General features: G+C 53.3%; 24 protein-coding genes and 1 tRNA gene. 10 read left to right on the top strand and 15 right to left on the bottom strand.

What is annotated here, in order from left to right; translation table 11 throughout:
• Window positions 1–45: 45 nt before the first annotated feature.
• The 4 genes from KHS78_RS15245 to KHS78_RS15230 form a co-directional block, all read right to left on the bottom strand.
• Window positions 46–840, bottom strand: a complete 795-nt coding sequence (locus tag KHS78_RS15245) for a uracil-DNA glycosylase family protein (RefSeq protein WP_211829329.1) — start codon at window positions 838–840, stop codon at window positions 46–48.
• A gap of 128 nt (window positions 841–968) precedes the next feature.
• Entirely contained in the window at window positions 969–2,516 is a 1,548-nt protein-coding gene (locus KHS78_RS15240) for a 2-isopropylmalate synthase (RefSeq protein ID WP_211829328.1), read from the bottom strand.
• A 58-nt stretch (window positions 2,517–2,574) separates the two neighbouring features.
• Entirely contained in the window at window positions 2,575–2,820 is a 246-nt protein-coding gene (locus KHS78_RS15235) for a hypothetical protein (protein WP_211829327.1), read from the bottom strand.
• A 54-nt stretch (window positions 2,821–2,874) separates the two neighbouring features.
• Window positions 2,875–3,810, bottom strand: a complete 936-nt coding sequence (locus KHS78_RS15230) for a hypothetical protein (protein WP_211829326.1) — start codon at window positions 3,808–3,810, stop codon at window positions 2,875–2,877.
• 156 nt (window positions 3,811–3,966) lie between these two features.
• Between KHS78_RS15230 and KHS78_RS15225 the strand changes: the two genes are divergently transcribed.
• The gene (locus KHS78_RS15225; protein ID WP_211829325.1) at window positions 3,967–4,545 is read left to right on the top strand and encodes a YajG family lipoprotein; all 579 of its coding nucleotides are present in this window, start codon (window positions 3,967–3,969) and stop codon (window positions 4,543–4,545) included.
• Window positions 4,546–4,572: 27 nt separating this feature from the next.
• Here KHS78_RS15225 and hemH read toward each other — a convergent pair whose 3' ends face one another.
• The 7 genes from hemH to hemA all read right to left on the bottom strand — a co-directional run bounded on the left by hemH (window position 4,573) and on the right by hemA (window position 12,254).
• Window positions 4,573–5,580 (bottom strand): ferrochelatase, encoded by a 1,008-nt coding sequence (gene hemH / locus KHS78_RS15220; RefSeq protein WP_211829324.1) that lies wholly within the window; start codon window positions 5,578–5,580, stop codon window positions 4,573–4,575.
• Between the two features lie 111 nt (window positions 5,581–5,691).
• Window positions 5,692–6,879: a Na+/H+ antiporter NhaA gene (gene nhaA, locus KHS78_RS15215; protein WP_211829323.1), complete on the bottom strand. Its 1,188-nt coding sequence runs from the start codon at window positions 6,877–6,879 to the stop codon at window positions 5,692–5,694.
• Between the two features lie 181 nt (window positions 6,880–7,060).
• Complete coding sequence (locus KHS78_RS15210) at window positions 7,061–8,122, bottom strand: polysaccharide deacetylase family protein (protein ID WP_211829322.1); 1,062 nt, start codon at window positions 8,120–8,122, stop codon at window positions 7,061–7,063.
• 84 nt (window positions 8,123–8,206) lie between these two features.
• Window positions 8,207–8,968 carry a HesA/MoeB/ThiF family protein gene (locus tag KHS78_RS15205; protein WP_246506523.1) on the bottom strand — a complete coding sequence of 254 codons (762 nt, stop codon included), beginning with the start codon at window positions 8,966–8,968 and terminating at the stop codon, window positions 8,207–8,209.
• On the bottom strand, window positions 8,961–9,794 hold the full coding sequence (prmC, locus tag KHS78_RS15200) for a peptide chain release factor N(5)-glutamine methyltransferase (protein ID WP_211829320.1): 834 nt from the start codon (window positions 9,792–9,794) through the stop codon (window positions 8,961–8,963). Before prmC ends, KHS78_RS15205 begins: the two co-directional genes overlap by 8 nt.
• Window positions 9,794–10,882, bottom strand: coding sequence for a peptide chain release factor 1 (gene prfA / locus KHS78_RS15195; RefSeq protein WP_211829319.1), 1,089 nt, complete (start codon window positions 10,880–10,882; stop codon window positions 9,794–9,796). Before prfA ends, prmC begins: the two co-directional genes overlap by 1 nt.
• A 1-nt stretch (window position 10,883) precedes the next feature.
• A complete protein-coding gene (gene hemA / locus KHS78_RS15190) occupies window positions 10,884–12,254 on the bottom strand; it encodes a glutamyl-tRNA reductase (RefSeq protein WP_211829318.1) in 1,371 nt (456 codons plus the stop codon).
• Window positions 12,255–12,619: 365 nt separating this feature from the next.
• Between hemA and KHS78_RS15185 the strand changes: the two genes are divergently transcribed.
• From KHS78_RS15185 to pth, 6 genes are all read left to right on the top strand, one after another.
• On the top strand, window positions 12,620–14,350 hold the full coding sequence (locus KHS78_RS15185; protein WP_211829317.1) for a tetratricopeptide repeat protein: 1,731 nt from the start codon (window positions 12,620–12,622) through the stop codon (window positions 14,348–14,350).
• A 94-nt stretch (window positions 14,351–14,444) separates the two neighbouring features.
• The gene (gene lolB / locus KHS78_RS15180; protein ID WP_211829316.1) at window positions 14,445–15,059 is read left to right on the top strand and encodes a lipoprotein insertase outer membrane protein LolB; all 615 of its coding nucleotides are present in this window, start codon (window positions 14,445–14,447) and stop codon (window positions 15,057–15,059) included.
• Between the two features lie 192 nt (window positions 15,060–15,251).
• Window positions 15,252–15,326 (top strand) — tRNA-Gln (locus KHS78_RS15175).
• Between the two features lie 79 nt (window positions 15,327–15,405).
• Window positions 15,406–16,347 (top strand): ribose-phosphate pyrophosphokinase, encoded by a 942-nt coding sequence (locus tag KHS78_RS15170; RefSeq protein ID WP_211829315.1) that lies wholly within the window; start codon window positions 15,406–15,408, stop codon window positions 16,345–16,347.
• Between the two features lie 199 nt (window positions 16,348–16,546).
• On the top strand, window positions 16,547–17,185 hold the full coding sequence (locus tag KHS78_RS15165; protein WP_211829314.1) for a 50S ribosomal protein L25/general stress protein Ctc: 639 nt from the start codon (window positions 16,547–16,549) through the stop codon (window positions 17,183–17,185).
• Window positions 17,186–17,211: 26 nt separating this feature from the next.
• On the top strand, window positions 17,212–17,814 hold the full coding sequence (pth, locus tag KHS78_RS15160) for an aminoacyl-tRNA hydrolase (protein WP_211829313.1): 603 nt from the start codon (window positions 17,212–17,214) through the stop codon (window positions 17,812–17,814).
• Here the strand turns inward: pth and KHS78_RS15155 are convergent.
• Window positions 17,794–19,506, bottom strand: coding sequence for a DUF3500 domain-containing protein (locus KHS78_RS15155; protein ID WP_211829312.1), 1,713 nt, complete (start codon window positions 19,504–19,506; stop codon window positions 17,794–17,796). The two genes, pth and KHS78_RS15155, sit on opposite strands and share 21 nt — an antisense overlap.
• Before the next feature lie 169 nt (window positions 19,507–19,675).
• Between KHS78_RS15155 and ychF the strand changes: the two genes are divergently transcribed.
• The gene (ychF, locus tag KHS78_RS15150) at window positions 19,676–20,767 is read left to right on the top strand and encodes a redox-regulated ATPase YchF (RefSeq protein WP_211829311.1); all 1,092 of its coding nucleotides are present in this window, start codon (window positions 19,676–19,678) and stop codon (window positions 20,765–20,767) included.
• A 254-nt stretch (window positions 20,768–21,021) separates the two neighbouring features.
• Window positions 21,022–21,471 (top strand): c-type cytochrome, encoded by a 450-nt coding sequence (locus tag KHS78_RS15145; RefSeq protein ID WP_211829310.1) that lies wholly within the window; start codon window positions 21,022–21,024, stop codon window positions 21,469–21,471.
• Window positions 21,472–21,553: 82 nt separating this feature from the next.
• Here KHS78_RS15145 and KHS78_RS15140 read toward each other — a convergent pair whose 3' ends face one another.
• The 3 genes from KHS78_RS15140 to KHS78_RS15130 form a co-directional block, all read right to left on the bottom strand.
• The gene (locus tag KHS78_RS15140; RefSeq protein WP_211829309.1) at window positions 21,554–22,198 is read right to left on the bottom strand and encodes a cytochrome b/b6 domain-containing protein; all 645 of its coding nucleotides are present in this window, start codon (window positions 22,196–22,198) and stop codon (window positions 21,554–21,556) included.
• A gap of 38 nt (window positions 22,199–22,236) precedes the next feature.
• Window positions 22,237–23,235 (bottom strand): nucleoid-associated protein YejK, encoded by a 999-nt coding sequence (gene yejK / locus KHS78_RS15135; RefSeq protein WP_211829308.1) that lies wholly within the window; start codon window positions 23,233–23,235, stop codon window positions 22,237–22,239.
• Window positions 23,236–23,305: 70 nt separating this feature from the next.
• On the bottom strand, window positions 23,306–23,878 hold the full coding sequence (locus KHS78_RS15130) for a TetR/AcrR family transcriptional regulator (protein ID WP_211829307.1): 573 nt from the start codon (window positions 23,876–23,878) through the stop codon (window positions 23,306–23,308).
• Window positions 23,879–24,088: 210 nt separating this feature from the next.
• Between KHS78_RS15130 and KHS78_RS15125 the strand changes: the two genes are divergently transcribed.
• Complete coding sequence (locus KHS78_RS15125; RefSeq protein WP_211829306.1) at window positions 24,089–24,322, top strand: hypothetical protein; 234 nt, start codon at window positions 24,089–24,091, stop codon at window positions 24,320–24,322.
• The last annotated feature ends 17 nt before the right edge of the window (window positions 24,323–24,339 follow it).

Here is a 24,339-nt window from a genome sequence, read left to right as displayed (position 1 = left end):
CGCGTTGCACAATAGGGGAAAGCTCGGAATATATTTCAGACGTGATCATGAGTTATGAGTTAATAAAGGAGAGATGTCGCGCCAGGTATCGGCCTTGATGGCGGGTAGTTTCATCAGTGCATCCAGGCTGTGGGTTATCACAGTGATTTGTTGGTCTTTGTCCTGAATACCCCGGACTTCATCAAAATCGGTGTCCGGACCCAAGACATAACGTACACAGTTGCGGCCCAGCAGAAAGACTGTTTTACGGCGTCCCAGGCCAAACTGGTTGGTCAGGTAACCGTGCACAGCATCATAGGCCGCCTGTTCATCCTGGTCAGCCCGGTTGCCGGCGATGGGCCAGTCAAACAACGCTGGCTGTAACGATGGCGCGACAGGAATATCGACAGAAAAGAGCAGATTTCTTAACAGCCTTTCATGGAAACGGGTGAACTGGTTCATGCCGGTGCTGGGCAACTCTGAGACTATCAGGCAGTCGTCGCTTATCGAGAGTGTGACCAGGCGAAACCGCTCGGCGGGTTTGACCGGTTTGCTCTGGGCGCGAACCTGTGCTGCGGGCGTTTCAATATTGGCCTCTGCGGCTTGTTCGGGTGTTTCGCCCAGAATATCCGCAGGTCGCATGATGGGTTTGCCCGCAGGCTTAAAGGACGCGGGTGTTACAGTCTGCTCGACGCGCGTCTGGGGTTGTTCTACCGTGATCGCTGGCGGATGCTCCGCCTCCCAGGCTTCCCAGTCCCATTCGCAGGTCGTCGAGGGTTTGGCTTCCGGCAGAATATAACGGGGAAACCAAGGCTGGATGCCCATGGCGTCAAGGTATTGCTGGCGTTGTTGTTCGTTCATGCGGCTCCGGAGGCTCCCGCCCCGGAGGGGCTGTTGGCTGGCTCCTTCCTATTGTATGCAAAACCGCGGATAAGCAAAACGGGCAGTAACAGAATGGTTACCACCCGTTGTTGATGGATGGACGTCGGTCAGACGCTGTCGGTCTGCGGGTTAGCCTTGCGAATGCCTGATGTCAGCAGGTTCAACGCATTGATATAGGCCTTGGCAGATGCCACCAGGATATCAGTGTCGGCGCCATTACCATTGACGATCTGACCATCTTTGGCGAGCCGGACAGTCACTTCACCCTGGGAGTCAGTACCTTCCGTGATCGCATTGACAGAGTAGAGTTCCAGTTTGGCGCCCGAATCTGCGACAGATTCAATGGCCTTGAAGATCGCATCCACCGGGCCATCGCCTTCACTGGTGATTTGTGCTTCCTTGCCATCCACCGTCATGGTCAGCTGGGCTTCGGGTGTGATGCCCATTCGGGAGCTGGCCTCCATCTGCAACAGACTGTACTTCTCGGCAATGTCCTGATTTCTGGCATCGGTGACCAGGGCCTGGAGGTCTTCGTCATAGATTTCGTGTTTTTTGTCCGCCAGCGCCTTGAACTGCATGAAAGCCTTGTTGAGCGCTTCGTCATCCGCGATGGTGATATTGAGTTCCTGCAGACGACTCTTGAACGCATTCCGGCCGGAATGCTTGCCCAGTACCATCCGGTTGGCATTCCAGCCGACGTCCTCGGCTTTCATGATTTCATAGGTTTCCCGGTGCTTGAGTACGCCATCCTGATGGATGCCGGCTTCATGGGCAAAGGCGTTGATGCCGACAATGGCCTTATTGGGCTGTACCGGGAAGCCGGTGATGCCCGATACCAGGCGGGAAGCCGGCACAATCTGGCGGGTGTCTATGGCAGTATCCACCTGCAGGTTGTCACCACGGGTGCGGATAGCCATGACAATTTCTTCCAGCGAAGCGTTACCGGCCCGCTCACCCAGTCCGTTGATGGTACACTCTACTTGCCGGGCGCCGTTAACGACAGCCGCCAGGGAATTGGCAACGGCAAGACCGAGGTCGTTGTGACAGTGTACGGAGAAAATGGCCTTGTCAGAATTCGGAATACGTTCAATCAGTTGTTGGATGGTTTCACCGAACTGGTGGGGCAGGGCATAGCCGACGGTATCCGGAATGTTGATGGTGCGCGCACCCGCATCAATGGCTTTCTCGATAATCCGGCAGAGGAAATCCAGCTCGGAACGACCAGCGTCTTCGCAGGAGAACTCGACATCCTCCACCTGGTTCCTGGCACGCTTGACTGCATGGACGGCCTGTTCAATCACCTGCTCCGGTTCCATCTGAAGTTTGTATTTCATATGGATGGGTGAGGTGGCGATAAAGGTATGGATTCGCCCACGGGATGCCGGTTTCAGGGCTTCGGCAGCCCGATCGATATCTTTGTCCAGTGCCCGGGACAGGCTACAGATGGTGCTTTCCCGGATGGTTTCGGCAATGGCTTTGACGGACTCAAAGTCCCCCGGACTGGCCATGGCAAACCCGGCTTCGATGACATCCACCTGCATTTTTTCCAGGGATCGTGCAATGCGCAGCTTTTCATCACGGGTCATTGATGCGCCAGGGCTCTGCTCGCCATCCCTGAGGGTGGTGTCGAAAATTACAACGCGATTCTCACTCATCGCAAACACTCCAGACAATTATTGGAATTTGGAATACGGGTCTGTGTTGTGTGCTGTTTCAGGCGTCCGGTGCTTCTGGATGCGCCTCAGCGGGGCCGGGGTGAAGAAAATTATGCTGCCCTAAGGCAGTAGGAGAAGCAGGCGTGCGGGAGCGAAGAAGGTCTTTTTGCTGATCCCCGTGGGCGGATTGTTGTGCCTTGATAATGCCATTTGTGTTTTCTACGTATGTTGATGGCTGTTTGGCGTAATATAACGTCCATTGTGATGTTTTCCAACCCGGTGGATGGAAAACGGATTTATCCATTGGTATTGAGTGTCTGTTGGCTATCTGTTCAACATCAGAGATTGATGATGCATTTTATGCTGCAGGTGGTGTATGTGTTGGTGGGTCGGGTATATTCTTAAGGCTTTTTAATAGCTGCATGTCTGCTTTCAAAAGTGTACTTCTGCATATTTTTAGTATTTCGGTTGCCTGAAAACCACCGACTAATAGGCTCAGGCGTTTATAAGTCATCTGTTTTGCCTGCTCGGGTTTCTGGGCCAGTTTCTTCAATGCTGGGATAAGTGCGTTTATATGTAATTTCTGGAATTTATCCGAGGATAGTTCCTTTGATCCAGTACGTGCCAACAGTTCTCGTTTAAACGCTATGGCGTCTCGCAATGTACTGAGTTGCTTGCCCTTGTTAGACAGATTTTCATACAGCGTATTGGGATGTTGTGCTGCTCCGCATCTCAGTGTGTTGAGGCGTGTTGTCAGCTGCGTATCAACGTCTTTCATGATTTCTCTGGCTTTGTCATCGCCTACCAAAGGTGTCAGGAGCGTCAGTGATAGATTGGCTACTTGTCCCTGGCGGACAAGTCTGAACAATGCGGAAGTGACTTTGCCGGAGAGTTGGCTGAACTGGGCATCATTAAGGTTGCCTGCTCCGTACCCCATCAGAAGGTCTTTTTTAAAGCGTTGAATGCTGTTTAAATCGGTCAATTGTTGTGAGGCTCTCTCATAATTTTGATAAACAGCCTGCTTTTGAGCCGATGCGGGATTTGCAGGGTTACCTGGAGGACGGGACAGTGTTGTATTGTTGGGCGTATGGTGGCTGACAGTCCTGGTTGGTAATGTTTTATCCGGAGTGGGTGGGGTTTTGTCCGTTGATAGCGATAAAACGGGTTGTTTTGTGGGGTGGGTTATCTGGCTTATCTTTCGATTGAGCGCCTTTAAAAGAGATTTTGGGGAAACGGACTCTTTGGCGTTAGAGTATAACGCTTTGAGACTACCAACTCCGTTCACTTTAGCCATCATCCCTGCCCAGCAACGGTCACGTATTATAAAAGTATAAAACAGCTCACAATGCGCTCCTTGCAGTAAACGTAATATAATCTCGCTGCCTTATTGCGTTGTATTTGTTTCTTTAGTGGTGGTGAATCAGGAATGGTGTTGAGACAGAGATCAACCATGAAAAAACAGTTAGCAATACTCGGACTGACCATGGCGCTGGGCGGTTGTATCCTGGGACCTCAGACGGTTGAGGTTGTGCCAGATATCAAGATTGCAGAGCGCACGGCCCAGCTGAGCGGTCCTGTGGCGGTCACCGTCTATGATGAGCGGGCGACACCGCAGCTTGGCACCCGGGGCGGGATCTACAAAACGACCAATTTCATCTACTTGGATGAGCAGTTTGCCCGTTCCATCAAGGTCGCAGTTGATAATGTATTGCAATCCATGGGAATGGAGCCTGTCAGCAGCACAACCGTTCCTCAGGTGCAGGTTTACATGGATGAGTTGTCCTACACGGTGCCGTACGGGGATTATGTCTCCGGCGTTGATCTGAAAGCCGCCATACGGATTGAAATCCTGAAGGATGGTCGACGTTATGCGGGGCGCTATGTCTCTGAAGACCATTACCGTACCATCAAGGCGCCATCAGACAGCCAGAATGAGGAAATGGTGAATGCCATTATTAATAAGGTATTGGCGCGCGCGATGGATGATCAGGCGCTGCTGAATTTCCTGGGTGGTACAGCCGGCTCCTGATGAGCCGGTTTTGTCATAGTTTTGGGCTTACGCTTCAATCCACTGCTTGAGCGTACTGATCCAGACCGGATGGTCGTTCAGGCAGGGAATCAGTGTTAATGTCTCGCCACCGGCAGCCTCGAAGATTTCCTGTCCCTGCATGGCAATTTCCTCCAGCGTTTCCAGGCAATCTGCCGTAAAGGCCGGACACATCACCAGCAGGCGTTTGACACCCTGACGGGCCAGTTGCTCAATGGTTTTATCGGTATACGGTTCCAGCCATTTGGCTTTGCCCAGCCGCGATTGAAAGGCAACGGAGTAGCGGTTGTCAGGGATACCCGCAGCACGTACAAACTCGGCAGTCGTCTGATACAGCTGATGGCGATAACAGGTTGCGTGCGCCTCTGACGGTTTCTGGCAGCAGTCTGGGGTCAGGCAGTGGCTGCCGGTAGTGTCATCCTTGCGGATATGCCGTTCCGGTACACCGTGATAGCTGAACAGCAGGTGATCATAATCCTCTTCCAGCCAGGGACGGGCGCTTTCTACCAGGGCATGAATATAATCCGGGTGGTTATAGAAAACCGGATGGATAGTTAATGTCTTGTGGATGCCATGTGTTTGCACGACCCGCTGCGCTTCTTCGATGCATGTCTTTACGGTAGACATGGCATAGTGCGGATACATGGGCAGCAGGAAAATCTCTTGAACATCTTCCTGACGAGCCAGTGCTACTAGCTCTTGCTCAATAGAGGGTGAGCCATAACGCATTGCCAGTCGAACCGGAATATCGGTTTGTGCCTGCAGTTTCTCCCTGACCTTTTCACTGATGACTTTTAACGGTGAACCTTCTGGCAACCAGACTGACTGGTAGGCCTCAGCAGACTGTTTGGGACGGCTTGGTAACACGAAGGCGCTGACAATCAAACGACGCAGGGGCCAGGGCAGGTCGATGACATACTTGTCCATCAGAAATTCGTTGAGGTAACGCCTGACATCGCTGACTTCAGGGGAGTCGGGTGACCCCAGGTTGACCAGTAATACCGCGCGGCCTTGCATGCTTCTCTCCGAAGACTGTTTATTTTGTGGTTGGGTATCATAGGAAAGTGACTGAACCAGCCACTCTGTCACCTGAAACTGGGAGAACCAGTTTCAGGTATGGGATTGGCTTTAAGTGGTCTCTTTGCTGGTGGGCTTGGGCGTGAAGTAGCGCAGGACGATATAGCCCACAATGGCTGAGATGAACGAACCCACCAGAATCCCGACACGGTCGGCAATCAAATATTCAGGGCCGGTTTCTTCAAAGGCCAGGGTACCGATGAACAGACTCATGGTGAAACCGATACCACACAGGATCGACATGCCATAGATATGCGACCAGGACGTCCCTGTCGGCAGTTTGGCGATACCGGCCTTGATGGTTAGCCAGGTAAATCCGAATACACCCAGCTGCTTACCAATAAACAGGCCGATGATGACGCCCAGGGGGCTCGGGTCCAGCAGACTCTGGAATTGGGCAACGCTCAGGCCGACACCGGCGTTGGCGAAGGCGAAGATAGGTAATATCCAGTAATTGACGCTGCCGTGCAGCTTGTGTTCCAGGTCAATCAGCAGGGAGCGGCCGTATTCATTCCGGGTCTGGATGGGAATCGTGAATGCCAGTGCAACACCTGCCAGTGTGGCGTGTACGCCGGACTTCAGCACACAGGCCCACATGATGACACCGACAACGATATAGGGGCCGAGTTTGGATACCCCGCAGCGGTTAAAGGCAATCAACAATGTCAAACAGATAGAGGCCAGTACAATGGACTCAATAGCCAGATCCGTGGTGTAGAACAGTGCGATGATAACGATGGCGCCAAGGTCATCAATAATGGCAAGTGCCAGCAGGAAAATCTTCAGTGAAGGCGGTACGCGCTTACCCAGCAGGGCCAGAACCCCCAGGGAGAAAGCAATGTCAGTGGCGGCAGGAATCGCCCAGCCTTTGATGCCGATGGGGTCATCATAATTCAGTGCCGCGTAGCAGAGCGCGGGTATCACCATGCCACCCAGCGCTGCCATCGCAGGTAGTATTACCTGGGAACGGCTGGATAACTCACCCACCAGAAATTCACGTTTGACTTCAAGGCCAATCAGCAGGAAGAACAACGCCATCAGGCCGTCGTTGATCCACAGCAGGATGGGTTTGGCAATGGCCAGAGAGCCGACAGCCACGGTAATCGGAACAGACAGCAGCAGGTCGTAATAGACATTCAGTGGTGTATTGGCCGCAATCATCGCCAGCGTGGCGGCCACGATCAACAGAATGCCAACAGATGTTTCGTGCTTCAAAAATCGGCGAATGGCTTCGACCATGCAGCCTCCAGTAATTGCCGTGCCACGTATCATGACACGAACGCCCCTAAAGTTGATAAAAAAAGTGAACTATATTGGAATCTTTCAACTTTTGTAATTCCTGAATAGTACTTATACGCAGGATCCAGGCCAGAGATGGCGGATAGCGTGGTCTTTTGTCGGTTTGCCGTTTGGGGGCTTCTCATAACCGATGGGCATTATAGGCATCAGGAGGGGGTTCTGTCTCCGGAAAGCGGAAAAGTTGATGCTGTCGTTTATTCGGTGACCGAGAGATCAAGCGCGTTTGGCAATGGCGCCTGGGTATTGTCGCCTGGGTATTGTCGCCTGAATCCTGATCGTGATGACTGGGCTGGTGTGAAAGCCAGTGTCGGGCGATATCCATACGGCGACAAACCCAGACATCCTCATGGCTCAGCGCATAATCCAGAAAACGACGGAGTGCTTCTGTTCGACCGGGCTGCCCGGACAGGCGTCCATGCAGGCCTATCGACAGCATTTTCGGGCATTCCTCACCCTCGCGGTAAAGACAATCAAAGGCTGCCCGCAGATTCTGCAGGCAGTCTTCCGGACTGTTCCAGCCGGGTGATGTGGAATAACGAAAATCATTGGTGACCAGGTTGTAGGGAACAACCAAGTGGGCCTGACCGGCGACATCAATATAGTAAGGCAGGTCATCATTGTAAGCGTCAGAATCGTATAGCAAACCCATCTCCTGTATCAGTCGACGGGTGTTTTCACTGTGTCGACCGGTGTACCAGCCAACGACTTCCTTGTGGGTCAGCTTTTCTATGACTTCTAATGTTTTGCGAATATGGCTTTTCTCAATGGCTATTGGGATCACCCGGTAATCAATCCAGCGGTAACCGTGTCCCGCAATCTCATGGTCGGACTCGGCCAGTTTCTGTGCCAGAGGGAGATTGCGTTCAAGAGCCATGCCGCAGGCGAATACGGTGACAGGGAGAGAGAAGTCGTCAAACAGATTGAGTAAACGCCAGGCGCCACTGGTGGCGCCATAGGCAAAGATCGACTCACAGTTAAAGTGCCTGGCACATGAGAGGGGGCGGGTGCCGGGTAAATCCGTTAAAAAAGATTCTGATGAAGGATCACCATCAAGACGACAGGATTCAGCGCCTTCTTCGTAATTTAATACAAAACTGATGGCGAGGCGGCAGTTGTTGGGCCACTGGACCTTCGGCGGTTGTCCGCCATAGCCGGTAAAATTGCGGGGGTAATCTTCCTGCATCGAACGGCACCGCGACGGTCTGAAATGCCATTCAGATATAGCCTAACGTCCTTGTTCTGGCAAAAGTGTCTTTCTGTTAAGTGATTATGTTCGGGCTTTGGTACCGCAGACGGAGCAGTTGGCATTGCGTGACAGGTTCAGTGTCTGCCAGGTCATGCTCAGGGCATCAAACAGCATGAGTCGTCCAGAAAGTGATTGTCCGATATTCGTCAGGAGTTTGATGGTTTCTGTTGCCTGAATAGAGCCAATGACGCCGGTTACGGGGGACAAAATACCTGATTCACTGCAAGTCGGTTGCTGGTCGTCGGTATCGGGATACAGGCAGTGATAACAGGGACCATCAGAAAGACCGAAAATAGCGACTTGTCCGCTGAAACCAATGGCAGCGCCGGAAACCAGGAGTGTCCCCGTTCTGATGCAGGCCTCGTTGATGGCATGGCGGCTCTGGAAGTTGTCGGTGCAGTCCACCACGACATCGGCGGCACCGGCTTCTTCCAGCAGTTCAGGTTCGCTGAGCTTACGGGCAATGGCCATCACGCGGGTATCTGGGTTCTGGGCATGAAGCGATTCAGTGACGGAAAAGACTTTCGGTTTGCCAAGGTCGCGTATCGTGTGGGCAATCTGGCGCTGAAGATTGCTCTCATCCACATCGTCATGATCGACAATCACGAGCGTGCCGACTCCGGCAGCAGACAGATACATAGCCACCGGGCAGCCAAGACCACCGGCGCCAATCACCAATACCCGGCTATTCAGCAGTTTTTCCTGACCGGCGATATCCAGTTCCGGCAGCATGATTTGGCGGCTATAGCGTAACAGTTGCTGGTCGCTGAGTGTTTCAGTCAAAGCGTCGTCCCCGGGTAATGCGTTCATGTCCGGCAAGATCACGAAGGGTTTCTATGTCGGTATAATTCTGCTGGGTCAGGATATTTCTGACATCATCCCCCTGGTCATAGCCATGCTCCAGAAGCAGCCAGCCGCGGGGTTTCAGATGCTGTAATGCCTGCTTGGCAATGATTCTAATGTCGTCCAATCCGTCGATGCCGGATGCCAGGGCGGAACTGGGCTCAAAGCGAACATCACCCTGGTGCAGATGCGGATCATCTGTCCTGATATAGGGCGGATTGCTGACGATAAGATCGTAATCCTTGTCAGGTAAGGCATCACACCATGAGCCAGTGTAGAACTGCACATGCAGCAATGCGTTCATGTCGGCATTTTGCCGGGCAAGCTCGACAGCGGCTTCGACCCGGTCGGTGCCTGCAACCTCCCAGTTTGGCCGCTCTACCGCCAGCGCCAGGGCAATCGCGCCGGTGCCGGTGCCCAGGTCGGCCACTTTGTACGGCGACGGGTCGAGGCAGGCAAGTGCCTGCTCGACTAAAAGCTCGGTATCGGGACGTGGGATGAGCGTATCGGGGCTGACATTCAGTGTCAGATTCCAGAAATCGCGGGTGCCGATCAGGTGCGCGACAGGGTGGCCGATCAGGCGTCGATCGATCAGTTGGTTGACGGCCGCCAGCTGATCTGTCGTTAATTCATGTTCCGGCCAGGTAAACAGCCAGCTACGTGGTTTGTCCAGCACATGGCAGAGCAGTAGCTCAACATCCAGTGCAGGCGTGCTACTCAGTGAGGTTAATTCCCTGGCGCGTTGTAGAATATCCCTGACCTGCATTAATTCTCGCCTGCCAGTGAAGCCAGCAGTTCTGCCTGATGTTCCTGACGTAGCGGTTCGATCACCGGGGCCAGATCGCCTTCAATGATTTCCGGCAGCTTATAGAGCGTCAGGTTGATACGGTGATCGGTTACCCGTCCCTGCGGGTAGTTGTAGGTTCGAATTCGCTCCGAGCGGTCACCGCTGCCGACCAGGCTTTTCCGTTGGTCGGCCATCTCTTTGGCGTGGGCTTCCTGTTGGGCGTTTTTCAGCCGGGCATTGAGCAGGGAGAGTGCGCGGGCCTTGTTCTTGTGCTGTGAACGTTCATCCTGGCACTCCACCACGATGCCTGAGGGCAGGTGGGTAATACGGATGGCAGAATCGGTGGTATTGACGTGCTGGCCACCTGCGCCAGAGGAGCGGTAGGTATCAATCCGCAGGTCTTCCTTGCGGATGTTGATCTCTTCCTGTTCGTCAGGCTCCGGCATGATGGCAACGGTGCAGGCAGACGTATGAATTCTTCCCTGTGATTCCGTTGCCGGTACCCGTTGAACCCGATGGGCACCGGACTCAAACTTGAGCTGGGCATACACATCCTGACCAACAACCCTGGTGATAATCTCTTTGTAACCGCCGTGCTCGCCGAGGTTTTCGCTAAGGATTTCGATTTTCCAGCGCTGGCTTTCGGCATAGCGGGAATACATCCGGAACAGGTCACCGGCAAAAATGGCCGCTTCATCACCGCCTGTGCCTGCGCGGATTTCCAGGAATACGTTGTTGGCGTCATCAGGGTCTTTGGGGAGCAGCAGGATCTGCAGTTCCTGGCTTAATGACTCGGTACGGGCCTGTGTGGTTTCCACTTCTTCTTCTGCCATGGCGCGCAGGTCAGGGTCTGAGTCGGACAGCATGCTGCGGGCTTCTTCCAGGTCGTCCTGCACCTGGCGGTATTCGCGATAGCATTTTACGACCGGTTCCAGCTCAGCGTACTCCTTGGAGAAGCTGCGGAAACGGTTTTGGTCGGAAATAATTTCCGGGTCGCTGAGCAGCGCGCTCAGTTCTTCAAAGCGGTCTTGCAGGTTATCAAGCTTGGTACTGATAGAAGCTTTCATTTCAGTGGTTCTTTACCTTGGGAGGGCGGACGTCGCTCAACGGCGTTGGATCGACGGCCCGTACAGTGGCCTGGCGTGATTGTAGTGGCGCAGGCTTGATAGGGGTAGGTTCGAGGGTGTCTGCAATCTGCAGATCAAAAAAATCCCTGGCTAAGGCAATGGAGGCGGTATCCCCTTCGCTGCCAGCCTTGCGGAGCTGGACGCAGGGTGTGTGGATCAGTTTGTTGGTCAGGCCGCGGGCCAGCTGGGCCAGAACCTGGTCGACGGGACGGCCGCTCTGTATCAGGCGGAGTGCCTTGTTGATCTCATGGTCGCGAATGATTTCTGCCTTTTCCCGATAAGACTTGAGAATATCCACCACGTCCATGGCGCGGATGCGTTTCAGGAAGGCGTCACATCCTGTGGCTATGATCTCTTCTGCGGCCTGTGCCGCTTCCTGGCGGCTACGGAGGTTGTCTTCCACGACTTCGCGCAGATCGTCAACGGTGTAGAGATAGACATCGGCCAGGTCGCCGACTTCCGGTTCAATGTCCCGGGGGACGGCGATATCCACCATGAAGATCGGCGCATGGCGGCGTTTTTTCAGGGCTCGTTCGACCGCGCCCTTGCCCAGGATAGGCAGCTGGCTGGCGGTGGAGGCAATGACGATATCAGCTTTGTGCAACTCTTCCGGAATATCTGACAGCAGGATGGCGTGGCCGTTGACGCTCTCTGCCAGCCGAAGGGCACGCTCCAGCGTCCGGTTGGCGACAATGATATTGCCAGTACCCTGTTCCTTCAGGTGACGGGCCACCAGTTCAATGGTTTCTCCGGCACCGATCAGCAGGGCCGTGTTCTCTGACAGGTCGGCAAAGATCTGGCGCGAAAGGGTGACGGCAGCGTAAGCCACTGATACCGGGTTTTCGCCGATCGCCGTGTGTGTGCGTACCTGTTTGGCGGTGGTGAAGGTGCCCTGGAACAGGCGGCTCAGGTGTGTGCCTGTAGCCCCGGCCTCGCGAGCGACTGCGTAGGCAGATTTCATCTGTCCCAGGATCTGAGGTTCGCCCAGAACCAGGGAATCCAGTCCGCAGGCCACGCGCATAATGTGCTGGATAGCCGCCTCATCAGCGTGGGCATAGGCGTATTGTGTCAGCGCATGACTGTTGATCTGGTGAAAGTCAGACAGCCACTGGTATAGCCGTTCCGGTTTGACATCCCCGAAACAGTACAGCTCAGTGCGGTTGCAGGTTGACAGTATCGCGATCTCGCTGACCGGTTCCAGCTGCAGGGCATTCTGCAGGGCTGGAATCAGCTGTTCAGGCGAGAACGCAATCTGTTCCCTCAGGCTGACGGGTGCTGTCTGATGATTGATGCCGACTGCCAGGAATCCCATATAAATCGTCAGGTACCTTGTTCTTTTATCTACTCACAAGCTGGCTAAAGCTTCACGGTAGTAGTCTTTCAGACTAGCCTGCAGTATGGCTTTTTTCGCTTTGCTGCAAACTTCTGATATTGCCACCCTCTTCTCCGGTAACTCGGGCTAGTATTAAAATTACTGAGCCCTGATTGTCACCTGCCCAATCGCCGTATAACTGATTCACATCGGGAGTGACGCCTCACAGGGAAGCATGGAGAAAGCAGAATTTTCCTATGGATATACGTCAACTGCAAATCTTGTGTTTGGGTCGGGATGTGTTTGTCACGGCGCTTGTGTCATTATTGCACCAGGCTCGGTTTCCCGGAAAGAAGAATATCACGTTGTTAAAGATCAGATCCCGCCTGCGTTATCTTCCATTACTTCTGGCGACGGTAGCCTTTGCCGGTTGTGCCCAGTTGTCTTCAATGACATCCGCAGGGACCGATGCCGGGCAGGCAACCGTTGAGGAAAGCAGCGAGCCTGTCGCTTCATTTGAGCCGGATACCCTTTACGATCTGCTGGTGGCGGAAGTGGCTGGTCATAACCAGCGGTTTGATCTGGCGCTGGGGAATTACCTGCAACAGGCGCACAAGACCGGTGATCCAGGTCTGGCGGCACGCGCCTATCAGATTGCTGCTTATATTGGTGCACGGCAGGCTTCCAGAGATGCGGCTGAATTATGGGCGAGTGTGGATGCAGAAAACCCTGCTGCACTCCAGGCTCGTGCCATCGAGCTGGCCCGTGCCGGCGAGTACCAGGCTGCTGCCGACGAAATGTTGCGGGTGCTGGAAATGGCCGGCGATGCCAGCTTCGAGTTTGTCGCTGTCAGTGCGGCCGATCAGGGGCAGGAAGAGCGTGACATGCTGATCGCAACATTTGATCAGGCCCTCAAGCGCTATCCGAATAATAGTCAGGTGTTGTTGGGTAAAGCCATTTTGCTGCAATACAACGGTCGCAATGCCGAAGCGATCAAGCTTTGCGAACGTATTTTGAAACGCGAGGATAACCTCAAGGCTGTCATGCTCAAAGGGCGGGTTTTAATGGCAATGGAGCGCCCGGATGATGCCCGTCGTTTCCTGGCGAATTATGTAGAAGATACGCCGGATAATACCCGTTTACGCCTCCTTTATGCACGGGTGCTTGTGCATGCACAGCGGTTGGATCAGGCCCAGGAGCAGTTTGAGATTCTTCTGGCCCAGTCACCGAATGATCCGGACATCCTGTTGTCGCTGGGGTTGATCACCTTTGAGAACACCATGCCGGAAGAAGCAGTGGGCTACTTTGAGCGCCTTTCAGCATTCAATAGCCATAAAAACCTGGCTGAATTCTACTTGGGGCGATTAGCCCAGCAGCAGGATGATTGGCAGCAGGCGCGTCAGCACTATCTGAATGTGGGTGTGGGTAAACAGCTGATCCCGGCGTATGCCGCACTGGCGCAAATGCTGGCGGATCACGAAATGTGGCCCCAGGCGGTAAAAGACTTGCGTGCTGCCCGTGAGCTGTACCCAGCTTTTGTACCGCAGTTTTACCTGATGGAAGGTGATGTACTGATTGAGCAGCGGGCATATGAGCAGGCGGCAGAAGTGTTGAACAAGGCCGTCAAAATCTATCCCGACAATGTTAACCTGCTGTATGCCCGCGCAATGCTGGCAGAAAAAATGAGCGATCTGGCGCTGCTGGAGAAAGACTTACGAGGCATTCTGGCGATTGATGCCGAGAATGCTGCGGCGTTGAATGCGCTGGGTTATACCCTGGCTGATCGCACCGAGCGGTTTGATGAGGCGCAGGAGCTGGTTGCCAAGGCTTATGAATTAAAACCTGATGACCCGGCTATCATCGACAGCATGGGTTGGGTGGCCTACCGACAGCAGGACTTTGAAAAAGCACTGCGTTACCTGCGTGCCGCTTATGAGAAAATGCCAGACGCAGAGGTGGCAGCGCATTTGGGTGAGGTGCTTTGGGTCAAGGGCAGTCGTAAGGAAGCCGCGTTGCTCTGGGAGCAGGCGCTGGAAAGGCAGCCGGACAGCGAAATACTTAAGGAAACCATGGAACGCCTGCAGGTCGGGCAATAATGTAGATTTCATGCCTTAAGCATTGTTCTAATGTAATTTCTATTTGGCCCGTCCCGTTTGGTTCGGGCCTGTTTATTTCAAGGGTGTTCAGTCAATGCGTGGTCTGTTGGGTGCTGTCCGGTATTTGGCCGGTCTATCGGTTCTGCTGGTTCTTGCAGGGTGTGCAGGGCGTGCCCAGTTGGCGCAGGACGTGGAGCATCGATCCTGGCAGGAGCATGTTGCGGTGATGACAGCGCTGGATCAATGGCAGCTGTCGGGCAAGCTGGGTGTCAGAACCGCATCGGAAGCCGGTAGTGCCACGCTGGAGTGGGAAGAACAGGCGGGCAGTTATACCGTTTATTTGACCGGCCCCTTTGGGCAGAGCCTTGCCAGTATTGAGGGAGCCCCTGGTCATGTTGTCATGACCGTGCCTGATGAAGGCGTTCTCATGGGGCCTTCGCTCGAAGCGTTGGTTTATCAGCAGACCGGCTGGATCATACCGTTTCGTTTGCTGCAGTCGTGGGTCAAAGGTGTGCCTGCCCCGGGAAAATACGCAGATTTGCAGCTGAATGACATGAATCGACTGCAATCACTGAATCAGGCTGGATGGACGATTGCGTTTGACCGGTTTGGCGTTACGTCCGGCTACGAGTTGCCAGGACGGCTGAAATTGCAGAAAGGCGATATTAAAGTCACGCTTCTGATTCGACGCTGGCAACTGTCGGCTTAGCGTTAACACTACGTAAAGTATGCATATTCCGCGTTTGACAGTTTTTGTGTCACTTTGTAGAGTAGCGCCGCCTTCTAACGGTGACTCAGTGAAAGAGCCCTGAAGGCTGATGATATTGCGAAAGATCCGGCCATCGGGGATAATCGCAACGCTGGCAGGGAGCCGGGTAGATTATAAAATGATGACCGTAACTGGGGTGTCGCCAAGCGGTAAGGCAACGGGTTTTGATCCCGTCATGCGTAGGTTCGAATCCTGCCACCCCAGCCAGACTTTCAAGCATAGGCATCAACTGTACCCGCGTACTTGATAACGCTTTCCAAACTGCAAAGAGACTCAAGGTGCTACTGTGTCGAAGATGATGGTGTTCGCCGGTAATTCTAACCCGGAACTCGTTCAGAAGGTCGTCGATCACCTGCATATCCCACTGGGAAAGGCCAGTGTGGGACGCTTCAGTGACGGAGAAGTCTCTGTTGAAATCCAGGAAAATGTGCGCGGCAAGGATGTCTTCATCATCCAGTCCACCTGTGCACCGACCAATGATAACCTGATGGAACTCCTGGTCATGGCTGACGCCATGCGCCGTTCCTCTGCTGCCCGTGTTACTGCCGTTATTCCTTATTTCGGTTATGCCCGCCAGGACCGCCGTCCCCGTTCAACCCGTGTTGCTATCAGCGCCAAAGTTGTTGCCGATATGATCGCCAGCGTGGGGGTTGACCGTGTGCTGACCGTTGACCTGCATGCTGATCAGATTCAGGGATTCTTCGATATTCCTGTCGACAATATCTATGGTTCTCCGGTTTTGCTGGATGATATCGAGCGCAGAAATCTCGATAACATGGTGATCGTTTCTCCTGACCATGGTGGTGTTGTACGTGCCCGTGCGGTGGCTAAGCGTCTGAATGCTGAACTGGCTATCATCGACAAACGTCGTCCGGAAGCGAATAAAGCAGAAGTCATGAACATTATCGGTGATGTCAATGGTCGTACCTGTATTCTGGTGGATGATATGGTCGATACCGCCGGAACCCTGTGCCAGGCAACCATTGCCCTGAAGGAAAAGGGTGCCAAGCAGGTATTTGCCTATGCAACGCATCCGGTACTGTCTGGCCGTGCACTGGAAAATGTTGCCAATTCTGAGCTGGATGAGCTGGTTGTTACCAATACCATCCCGCTGACTCCGGCAGCCCGTGCTGTGGATCGTATCCGTCAGCTGGATATGTCTCCGTTAGTTGCCGAATCCGTGCGTCGTATCAGCAATGCTGAATCTATCAGTGCCATGTTTCGCTAATTAGCGACATGCTCTGAAAAAAAGCAGCCTTTTAGGGCTGCTTTTTTTATGGGGCGCTATTTACCTACAGTCAGCCTGTTGCGTCCCGGATGATACGGCTTTGACAAAGTCTCTATTGCAGGTATGATACGCCGCTTCGTTATCTGCAGTGACAGACTGGTCGCCGTCTGTCACGGTTTTATTTTTATTGGAGAAGACCATGTCTGAAGCAATCGTTCTGAATGCTGAACTGCGTAAGGATGTAGGGAAAGGTGCGAGCCGCCGCCTGCGTCACGCAGAAAAACTGCCCGCTATCATCTACGGTGCCAATGCTGAAGCCACCCAGATCACTCTGATGGCCAAGGACGTTCGTAAGGCGCAGGAAAGCGAAGCGTTCTACGCGCAGATCGTTACCCTGAATGTTGAAGGCAAGACCGAGCAGGCTATCCTGAAGGATATTCAGCGCCACCCTGCTAAGGAATTCGCCATGCACATGGACTTCCTGCGTGTTGATGCTGCCACTGAAATCACCACCAACGTACCGCTGCACTTCATCAACGAAGATATCTGCGCCGGTGCAAAGGCGGGTGGTGCGATCACCCACAACATGGTAGAAGTAGAAGTTCGCTGCCTGCCGAAGGACCTGCCTGAGTTCATCGAAGTTGACATGGAAGCCGTTGAGCTGGGTGGCAGTGTACACCTGTCTGAGCTGAAGGTTGCTGAAAGCGTTAAGCTGGTTCACTTGATGCACGGTGAAGACCACGATCTGCCAGTAGCCGGTGTTCAGGCAGTACGTGCGACCAAGGAAGACGTAGCTGATGAAGCCGCTGAAGGCGAAGGCGAAAGCAGCGCTGAGTAAGCTATAACACGGACGGAGACGACATTGTGGCGCAGACAACCCCGAATGAGGCTGTCGAACTGATTGTTGGCCTGGGTAATCCCGGTGCAGAATATGAAGATACCCGCCACAATGCCGGCGTCTGGTTCCTTGAAGCGCTGGCCCGCAGCTGCGGTGCCAGTCTTCAGCCGGAAAAGAAATTTCACGGACTGACCGCAAAAATCTATTTGGGCGGGCGTGATATCCGGTTGCTTTATCCCACCACGTTCATGAATCGCAGTGGCCAGGCTGTGGCTGCCATCGCGAACTTCTACCGTATTCCTCCCCAGTCCATTCTTGTCGCCCATGATGAACTCGATATTCCAGTTGGAACCGCGAGGCTCAAGCAGGGTGGTGGCCATGGCGGCCATAATGGCTTACGGGATATCATCAGCCGTCTGGGCAATAATCGGGACTTTCTGCGTTTGCGAATCGGGGTCGGGCATCCCGGTGACAGCAGCAAGGTTGTGGGTTATGTGCTTAACAAGCCGTCAAGGCAGGATGATGACAAGATTCGTACTGTCATTGATGAGTCGGTGCGGCTGATGCCTGAGGTGTTGGATGGCTCATGGGCCAAGGCTGTACAGGCATTACATACCTTTTCGGCCTGAGCTGCCGGGTGCGCTATCCAGTGGCATGTCGGGCCTTACTGTTGCGTCGTATATCCCTTCGTAATGACTGCCGGGTTGATGGATCGAATAGGTAATGATCACGGGTGTCCCGCTCATGGCTTCTGGCAGTGTCAGAGCGCTGGAATAGAGCCCTCTTTCATTGTCATATTTAAGGGGATGGCCAACAATTAGGGCTTGGCCGTGCTGATCCTGGAGTGTCACGCTGACACGCATATTCTTGTGAAGACTACCGTTTAAGCGTGTACGTACGACGGGATAAAATGGTGTGCCGGTAGCGACCTGTTTGCCTTCGTAGCCAATTTTGATTTCCACCCCTTCCAGATAGGCAGAGTCCCTGAGCCATGTGATGGCGTCATTGGATCGCATGTTGTTTTGGGTGGGTTCACCCATCATCATTGCAGCGCTGGCTGTCTCCATGTTGTGCGGCATTGCTGATGACTTTTCAGCTTCCGCGTCCTTTCGAGCCTGATTCAGCAGTTTGAGCGTATTGCTGAGTGGGTCAAAATCATGCGGTGAACTGAGATCCCGAAAAACCATGAAGGTGGCATTATTGGGCAGGCCCATGGTGTCGGTGGTGAGCGTCATTGGGGTCTGGAGAAGTTCAATCAGCAGCGTTTCTGACTGAATGCGAAGATAAAACCCCTGATCCTGTTCTTCTGGATTCCCTGCCCAGGCGAGTCTGGCCAGATTCAGCTGCTCCATGGTGTCGGAGGGATCACGGGTCTCCGGCTGCCAGTTTTCCAGAATGGTTTTCACAAAGCGTTTGAAGTAGTAGCGCTCAGCCACCGTCAGCTGGTCAATCCTGACCGTGGGGGTTGCCGGCGTCAGGAATGCCGCTGAATCTGGCAGTTTTGGAATCATCAGGCATTCGTCAGTAAGTGCTTTGCGGTTCAGGCAGGTCTTGTAGCGCACAACAGACCGGAGTTCCTTCACCGTGGTACGGGCAAAATGGCCTGCCTGCCAGAGTACGGTCTGGCCGGCCTGCTCATGCCAGCGCAGGTAGGGGTAGTGTATTTCTGTTGAATTCTGGCTGAGGTCAATGGCGGGTGCCGGTGGGACCTGAGTCGGATAGCTGGCCATGAAGAGGGGGCCTGTGCTGACACGGTTTCGCCCTTCGGCCATATCGAAAAACAGGTCAATATTCAGCCACGGTCCACCGAGGCGAATCCCCCATTCATGGCTGCCAGGAATGCCCGTCAGCAGGAGTCGTTCTTCGGGCAGGCGATCCGTCAGCAGGTCGCTGTCATGACCGGCCATTTCCTGATGCAGGAATTTCTGGTTCAGTATGGCGGTCAGGCGTTGATAGCCGCCGGTGTCCAGCGCAGTGGCGAGCAGCTGGTGGAGCGAGGTACGCTGATCATCCGTGAGTTTGTCCAGGGCGATGCCGACATTGCTATCCAGCTTGGTCAGTGGCTTGCCCTGAATACTGCGGTCATTGTTTTTCTGGAGCTGCTGTAATGCCTTGCTGGAAAATAATGTGACCAGTTCTTTGACATGCGCATTCAATGTTTGCATGTAGTGCTGCTGGTTGCGGGACTGGACAAAATTCAGAATATCCTGTTTTGCCTCGGCTTCCTGGTTGGCCGTCACCGGACTGACGCCTGCCACACCCAGCAACGATGCTATCAACATCGAAGTGATGATTCCCTGACGCAAATCCCGGTAATCCATGGTGTTTTGGCTCTCTTTTCCCGCAGTCCCTGTTAAAAATCTAGCGTGTAATTGCCTACTGCTCACCTTGAGAATGGATGGATTTTCAGCATTTTTGCGCAGCGTCTTTTCAGCCCGTATAATCCGCCGGTTTTATTGACGATTATTCTGCTGAATAAGGTAGACAAGCATGGGTTTTAAATGCGGCATAGTTGGACTGCCGAATGTTGGTAAGTCCACTCTCTTCAACGCCCTGACCAAGGCGGGTATTGATGCGGAAAACTTCCCTTTCTGCACTATCGAGCCGAATGCAGGCGTGGTGCCTATGCCGGATCCCCGTCTGGACAGGCTGGCTGCGATTGTGAAGCCCCAGCGGGTATTGCCAACCACCATGGAATTCGTGGATATCGCCGGCCTGGTCGAAGGGGCTTCCAAGGGAGAAGGTCTGGGGAACCAGTTCCTGGCCAATATCCGGGAAACCGATGCCATCGCCCACGTCGTGCGTTGCTTCGAAAATGATAATGTTATTCATGTTGCCAACCGGATTGACCCAATCTCTGATATTGAAATCATCAATACTGAGCTGGCGCTGGCGGATCTGGACAGTCTGGAAAAGCAGGAGAAGCGTATCTCCCGCGCTGCCAAGGGTGGCGATAAGGAAGCGCTGGCCCAGAAAGCGTTGCTGGAAAAAATGATTCCGGCGCTGGAAGAAGGGCGTCCGGTGCGCAGCCTGAGCTTCACGCCGGAAGAGTGGAAGCTGGTCAAAATGTTCCACATGCTCACCAGCAAGCCGACCATGTACATTGCCAATGTGGATGAGGATGGCTTTGAGAATAATCCTCACCTGGACAAGGTGTTCGCGCTGGCAGAGGCGGAAGGTTCCATCGTGGTGCCGATCTGCAACAAGCTGGAAGCCGAGATCGCCGAGTTGGATGACGAAGAAAAAGGCGAATTCCTGGCGGACCTGGGTATGGAAGAGCCGGGTCTGGATCGCGTTATCCGTGCGGGCTATGAGCTGCTTGGGCTGCAGACGTACTTCACGGCCGGTGTGAAGGAAGTGCGTGCCTGGACGGTGAAGATCGGTGCAACAGCGCCAGAAGCCGCGGGCGTCATCCATACAGACTTCCAGCGTGGCTTCATCCGTGCCGAAGTGACCAGCTATGAGGATTTCACCAAATACAATGGTGAGCAGGGTGCCAAGGAGGCCGGTCGCCTGCGTGTTGAAGGGAAAGAGTATATTGTTCAGGACGGTGATGTTCTGCACTTCCGCTTCAATGTCTGATTAATAACACCTGCCACCGTCGTCAGCTCGATGGTGGCAGGCATTCTGCTTGTCCTGTTCCCTCTCTTGTAAACGTTAATAATTTTCGTTTCTTTACGTTTTGCCTGCCCCGTTCTCGCTGTTCTGCTGAGGGGGCTATGCTAGACTCTCGCGCGGAATTTAATGATAACGGTACCTTTCCAGGCTTATGACAAGCCGACGCGCCACCGTGAGATTACTCTGAACAACAACAGAACGAGAGAGTCGATTAGCTGATGAAAAAGATAGCCTTGATGAGTTTGGCGGCAGTTGCGTTCAATGTGTCAGCACACGCCGTGACTTTCGATAAAGATGAAGATGCTGTTGCCTTGCGCAAATCACATATGCATTTGATTGGCACCTATTTCGGCGAAATGGGCGATATGATCAAAGGCAAGCAGCCTTACGATGCGGCACGTTTCTCCGCAGATGCTGATCGGCTGGCTGCGCTGAGTAGTTGGTCTTACGAGGGATTCGCAGAAAAGCGGCTAACTGATGATTCGAAGTCAAAGCCGGCTGTCTGGGAAAAAAAAGCAGACTTTGATCAGAAAATGAGAGAATTCCATGATCAGGCGCTCAAGCTGCAGCAGGTCGCCGGGAAGGGCGATATGGGCGAAATCCGTGCAGAGTTCAAAGTAACAGCCGGTACCTGTGGCAGCTGCCACAAACCCTACAAGTATAAATAAGACCTTGTGATAAAGAATCAAAAAAGCAGCAATTGAATCGTCAATTGCTGCTTTTTTATTGCGCTAGTAGTCTATTGAATACTTAGTATCCTAACTGTGTGATCAGCCACACGATACCGGCGGCAACAGCAATAGCGATCAGGCTGTAGGCAGGGTTTTTGCGGGCAGGTTCGTCTGTATCTGCCGAAACAGAGCGATTACCGGTAATCATGGCAGGCAGAATATCATCCCGTTTGATGACGGAGTAAAACAATACTGCTGCGATATGCAGGGCGATCAGTCCCAACAGAATATTGAAGTTCAGGGAATGCCAGCTGGTCATCTGATCGCTGAGATTACTGGACACATAGTGAGCCAGTGGGCCTTCAGTCAGAATGGCGTCATTGGCAAACAGTCCGGTGGTCAGTTGGACTGCAACGCTGAGTAGTAACGCCACAACACTCCAGCTGCCCAGTGGGTTGTGGCCAGGGTAATCGCTCTTCAGACCGCTACGGATATAACGGATCGCATTCGCGGGCGCCAGCTGGAACGCAGAGAATCGCGAATAGAAACCACCGACAAATCCCCAGATAAACCGAAACAGCAGGAGCGCCAGCGTGAAATAGGCCAGCGGCAGATGCCTGTCCATATCGCCTTCGGTACCGGTATACCAGAGGCCAGCGATAGCCAGCACCAGAAGCCAGTGGAACAGGCGCGTCGGTACATCCCATATTCTGATTGATTTCATAGATCACGTCCTCATGCGCAAGCGGCGGTCAGCGATTCTCAGGCTTTTTCAAGTTGGGACTTGAGGTTATCCGGGATGCCCTGAATGGTCAGGGTATCGTTTTCCCGGTTATAGGTGATACGGCTGCCTAGCAGTTCAGCCTCGAAGGCGATATTGAATCCCTTGGCACGTCCGGAGTAACGAATCAGTCGCTTCAGTTGGCTTTTGCTGGGAGCGATTTCCGGGGCAACATCATAATCCTGTGTGTTGACGAAGCGTGCAAAATTGTCGGGTTCCGCCTCGTTCAGGAAGGCAGATAATTCGTCCAGGGAAATGGCTTCGCTGGATTGAAGCTGCTCATTGCAGTATTCATAGACCCGTTTCTTGACGCCACCCTGTTCTGTCGGTGTTTCACTGGTGTCGCAGTAAGCTTCGACGGCGTTCATCAGGGTATCGGTATCTTTCTTGGTATTGGCTGTCTCGGTGCCACCCAGGAAATCCCTGAAGCAGTCGCTGAGGCGGCGTCCGCCGCGGGGTTTGATCCAGGAAATATAACGTTGAGCCTGAGAGTTGTTCTGCCATTCCGTAATGTTGATGCGAGCGGCCAGGTTAAGACGCCCCATATCCAGGTAGGCAGTATCAATAATATCCAGCTGGTCAGTGACCGTGACGCTGCTGGCCGGGCTGACCAGGGTTATCAGCAGATACTGGGTCAGTCCACTGCGGTAGTGGGCTATCAGTACGAAACCGCCCGGAAACATGCCGGCGGCATCGAGCTTTTCTTTCAGGCTTTCTGTGGTCTTGAGGCTGAAGTCGACGAAGGGCAGCTGTTCATCCAGGTAGGCCTTGAGCCAGTGTTGCAGCCCTGAATCACCGTCGGATTCCGGGAAACAGCCATGGGCCTTGTCGGATTTCTGGTTGTAGCTTTGCAGCAGATCCTGCAGCAGGCCTTCTGTCGCCGGTGTCACCGGCAGCGGGGTTGACCGGGGATGCACAGTGGAGCTGTCAGCATCCGGATTGCGTTCAAGATGGTGAACAATAATATTGCTAATGGCCATAAGTACTGCACTTCAGACATGTCGAATCAGAAGCGGGATTATTGCACAGGGGGCTGGGAATTACAGTGAGCTAGCGATCCAGCAGGGTTAATCTTTCAAAGAACACGCGTACCTTGTTATCCAGGAATTTCCGGCTGGGATTCAGGCAGGCATAGAACTGTAGCGCGATATAGCATTCAAAGAGATAGTCCGCACTGGTCTCAGGGACTTTCAGCTCTGTATCCAGCGTCAGAATGGCGGTAAAGTCCTGTTTTAATTCAGAAATATATTGCTGAAACTGTGGGCTTAGATCGTCATGGTGCTTGGTTTCCACCACAGCCAGCAATAGCAGGCAATGCCCACGGTATTCTTTGGCCGGGAAATGACGATAACTGGTCGTGAAAAAGCGCCGAAGGCATTCCCTGGGCGAGGCGGTGTGACGATAATGGTACAGGCGAGGCTGGAGTATGGCAGTGTAATAATGCTCAATAACCGCTTTATAGAGGCCTTCTTTACTGCTGAAATGGTGATAGAGGCTACCGGGATTTAAGCCCGTAACCTCCTCAACATGACGCATAGATGTACTGGCATAGCCAAGGCGCCAGAATAAATCCATCGCCTGACTCAGTACTTCAGTCAGTTCAAAGCTTGTATGCCTGCCCATTGCTGGTATCTGCCGTTCTATTTATGCCAACCCTGGCGGTTAAACCTTTTTCGCCCATAGGCGATATAGTCAGGGAACGTCCTCTTCCTGACTGTGAGGCTTCCAGTATATACACAGTTGGTAAAAATGCTTAATTCAAATAAAAAAAATCACAAATAAGGCGAATTAGAGCTGCTCGTGGTTATTATTCCGCTGGAATTGGGAGTTATTATGGACAAGGAATACCGGCAGGCGATTTGTGGACCAACCTCGGAAATGGTTCGTTTCATTAAAGAGAATAATGTCGACATTGCCATAGAGCGCCTGGAAGAGCTTGATGGTAAGGTGAAATCTATCAGGCATTCCCTGCATCCGGAGTTTCTGGTGGAATCTAAAACCGTCAGGGAAAAATTAAAAGACTGGTTTCGGGCGAGAGACGAGTCCGATAAAAAGGTGATTCATTAAAACAGCTTTATTAAATC

Source organism: Kistimonas asteriae (assembly GCF_018263925.1).
Lineage (GTDB): Bacteria > Pseudomonadota > Gammaproteobacteria > Pseudomonadales > Endozoicomonadaceae > Kistimonas > Kistimonas asteriae.
This window is presented reverse-complemented; position numbering and strand designations above follow the sequence as displayed.

Coding starts and splice junctions, on each gene's coding strand:
- KHS78_RS15245 (WP_211829329.1), bottom strand. CDS start 840: ATGAACGAACAACAACGCCAGCAATACCTTGACGCCATGGGCATCCAG.
- KHS78_RS15240 (WP_211829328.1), bottom strand. CDS start 2,516: ATGAGTGAGAATCGCGTTGTAATTTTCGACACCACCCTCAGGGATGGC.
- KHS78_RS15235 (WP_211829327.1), bottom strand. CDS start 2,820: ATGGATAAATCCGTTTTCCATCCACCGGGTTGGAAAACATCACAATGG.
- KHS78_RS15230 (WP_211829326.1), bottom strand. CDS start 3,810: ATGGCTAAAGTGAACGGAGTTGGTAGTCTCAAAGCGTTATACTCTAAC.
- KHS78_RS15225 (WP_211829325.1), top strand. CDS start 3,967: ATGAAAAAACAGTTAGCAATACTCGGACTGACCATGGCGCTGGGCGGT.
- hemH (WP_211829324.1), bottom strand. CDS start 5,580: ATGCAAGGCCGCGCGGTATTACTGGTCAACCTGGGGTCACCCGACTCC.
- nhaA (WP_211829323.1), bottom strand. CDS start 6,879: ATGGTCGAAGCCATTCGCCGATTTTTGAAGCACGAAACATCTGTTGGC.
- KHS78_RS15210 (WP_211829322.1), bottom strand. CDS start 8,122: ATGCAGGAAGATTACCCCCGCAATTTTACCGGCTATGGCGGACAACCG.
- prmC (WP_211829320.1), bottom strand. CDS start 9,794: ATGCAGGTCAGGGATATTCTACAACGCGCCAGGGAATTAACCTCACTG.
- prfA (WP_211829319.1), bottom strand. CDS start 10,882: ATGAAAGCTTCTATCAGTACCAAGCTTGATAACCTGCAAGACCGCTTT.
- hemA (WP_211829318.1), bottom strand. CDS start 12,254: ATGGGATTCCTGGCAGTCGGCATCAATCATCAGACAGCACCCGTCAGC.
- lolB (WP_211829316.1), top strand. CDS start 14,445: ATGCGTGGTCTGTTGGGTGCTGTCCGGTATTTGGCCGGTCTATCGGTT.
- KHS78_RS15165 (WP_211829314.1), top strand. CDS start 16,547: ATGTCTGAAGCAATCGTTCTGAATGCTGAACTGCGTAAGGATGTAGGG.
- KHS78_RS15155 (WP_211829312.1), bottom strand. CDS start 19,506: ATGGATTACCGGGATTTGCGTCAGGGAATCATCACTTCGATGTTGATA.
- ychF (WP_211829311.1), top strand. CDS start 19,676: ATGGGTTTTAAATGCGGCATAGTTGGACTGCCGAATGTTGGTAAGTCC.
- KHS78_RS15145 (WP_211829310.1), top strand. CDS start 21,022: ATGAAAAAGATAGCCTTGATGAGTTTGGCGGCAGTTGCGTTCAATGTG.
- KHS78_RS15140 (WP_211829309.1), bottom strand. CDS start 22,198: ATGAAATCAATCAGAATATGGGATGTACCGACGCGCCTGTTCCACTGG.
- yejK (WP_211829308.1), bottom strand. CDS start 23,235: ATGGCCATTAGCAATATTATTGTTCACCATCTTGAACGCAATCCGGAT.
- KHS78_RS15130 (WP_211829307.1), bottom strand. CDS start 23,878: ATGGGCAGGCATACAAGCTTTGAACTGACTGAAGTACTGAGTCAGGCG.
- KHS78_RS15125 (WP_211829306.1), top strand. CDS start 24,089: ATGGACAAGGAATACCGGCAGGCGATTTGTGGACCAACCTCGGAAATG.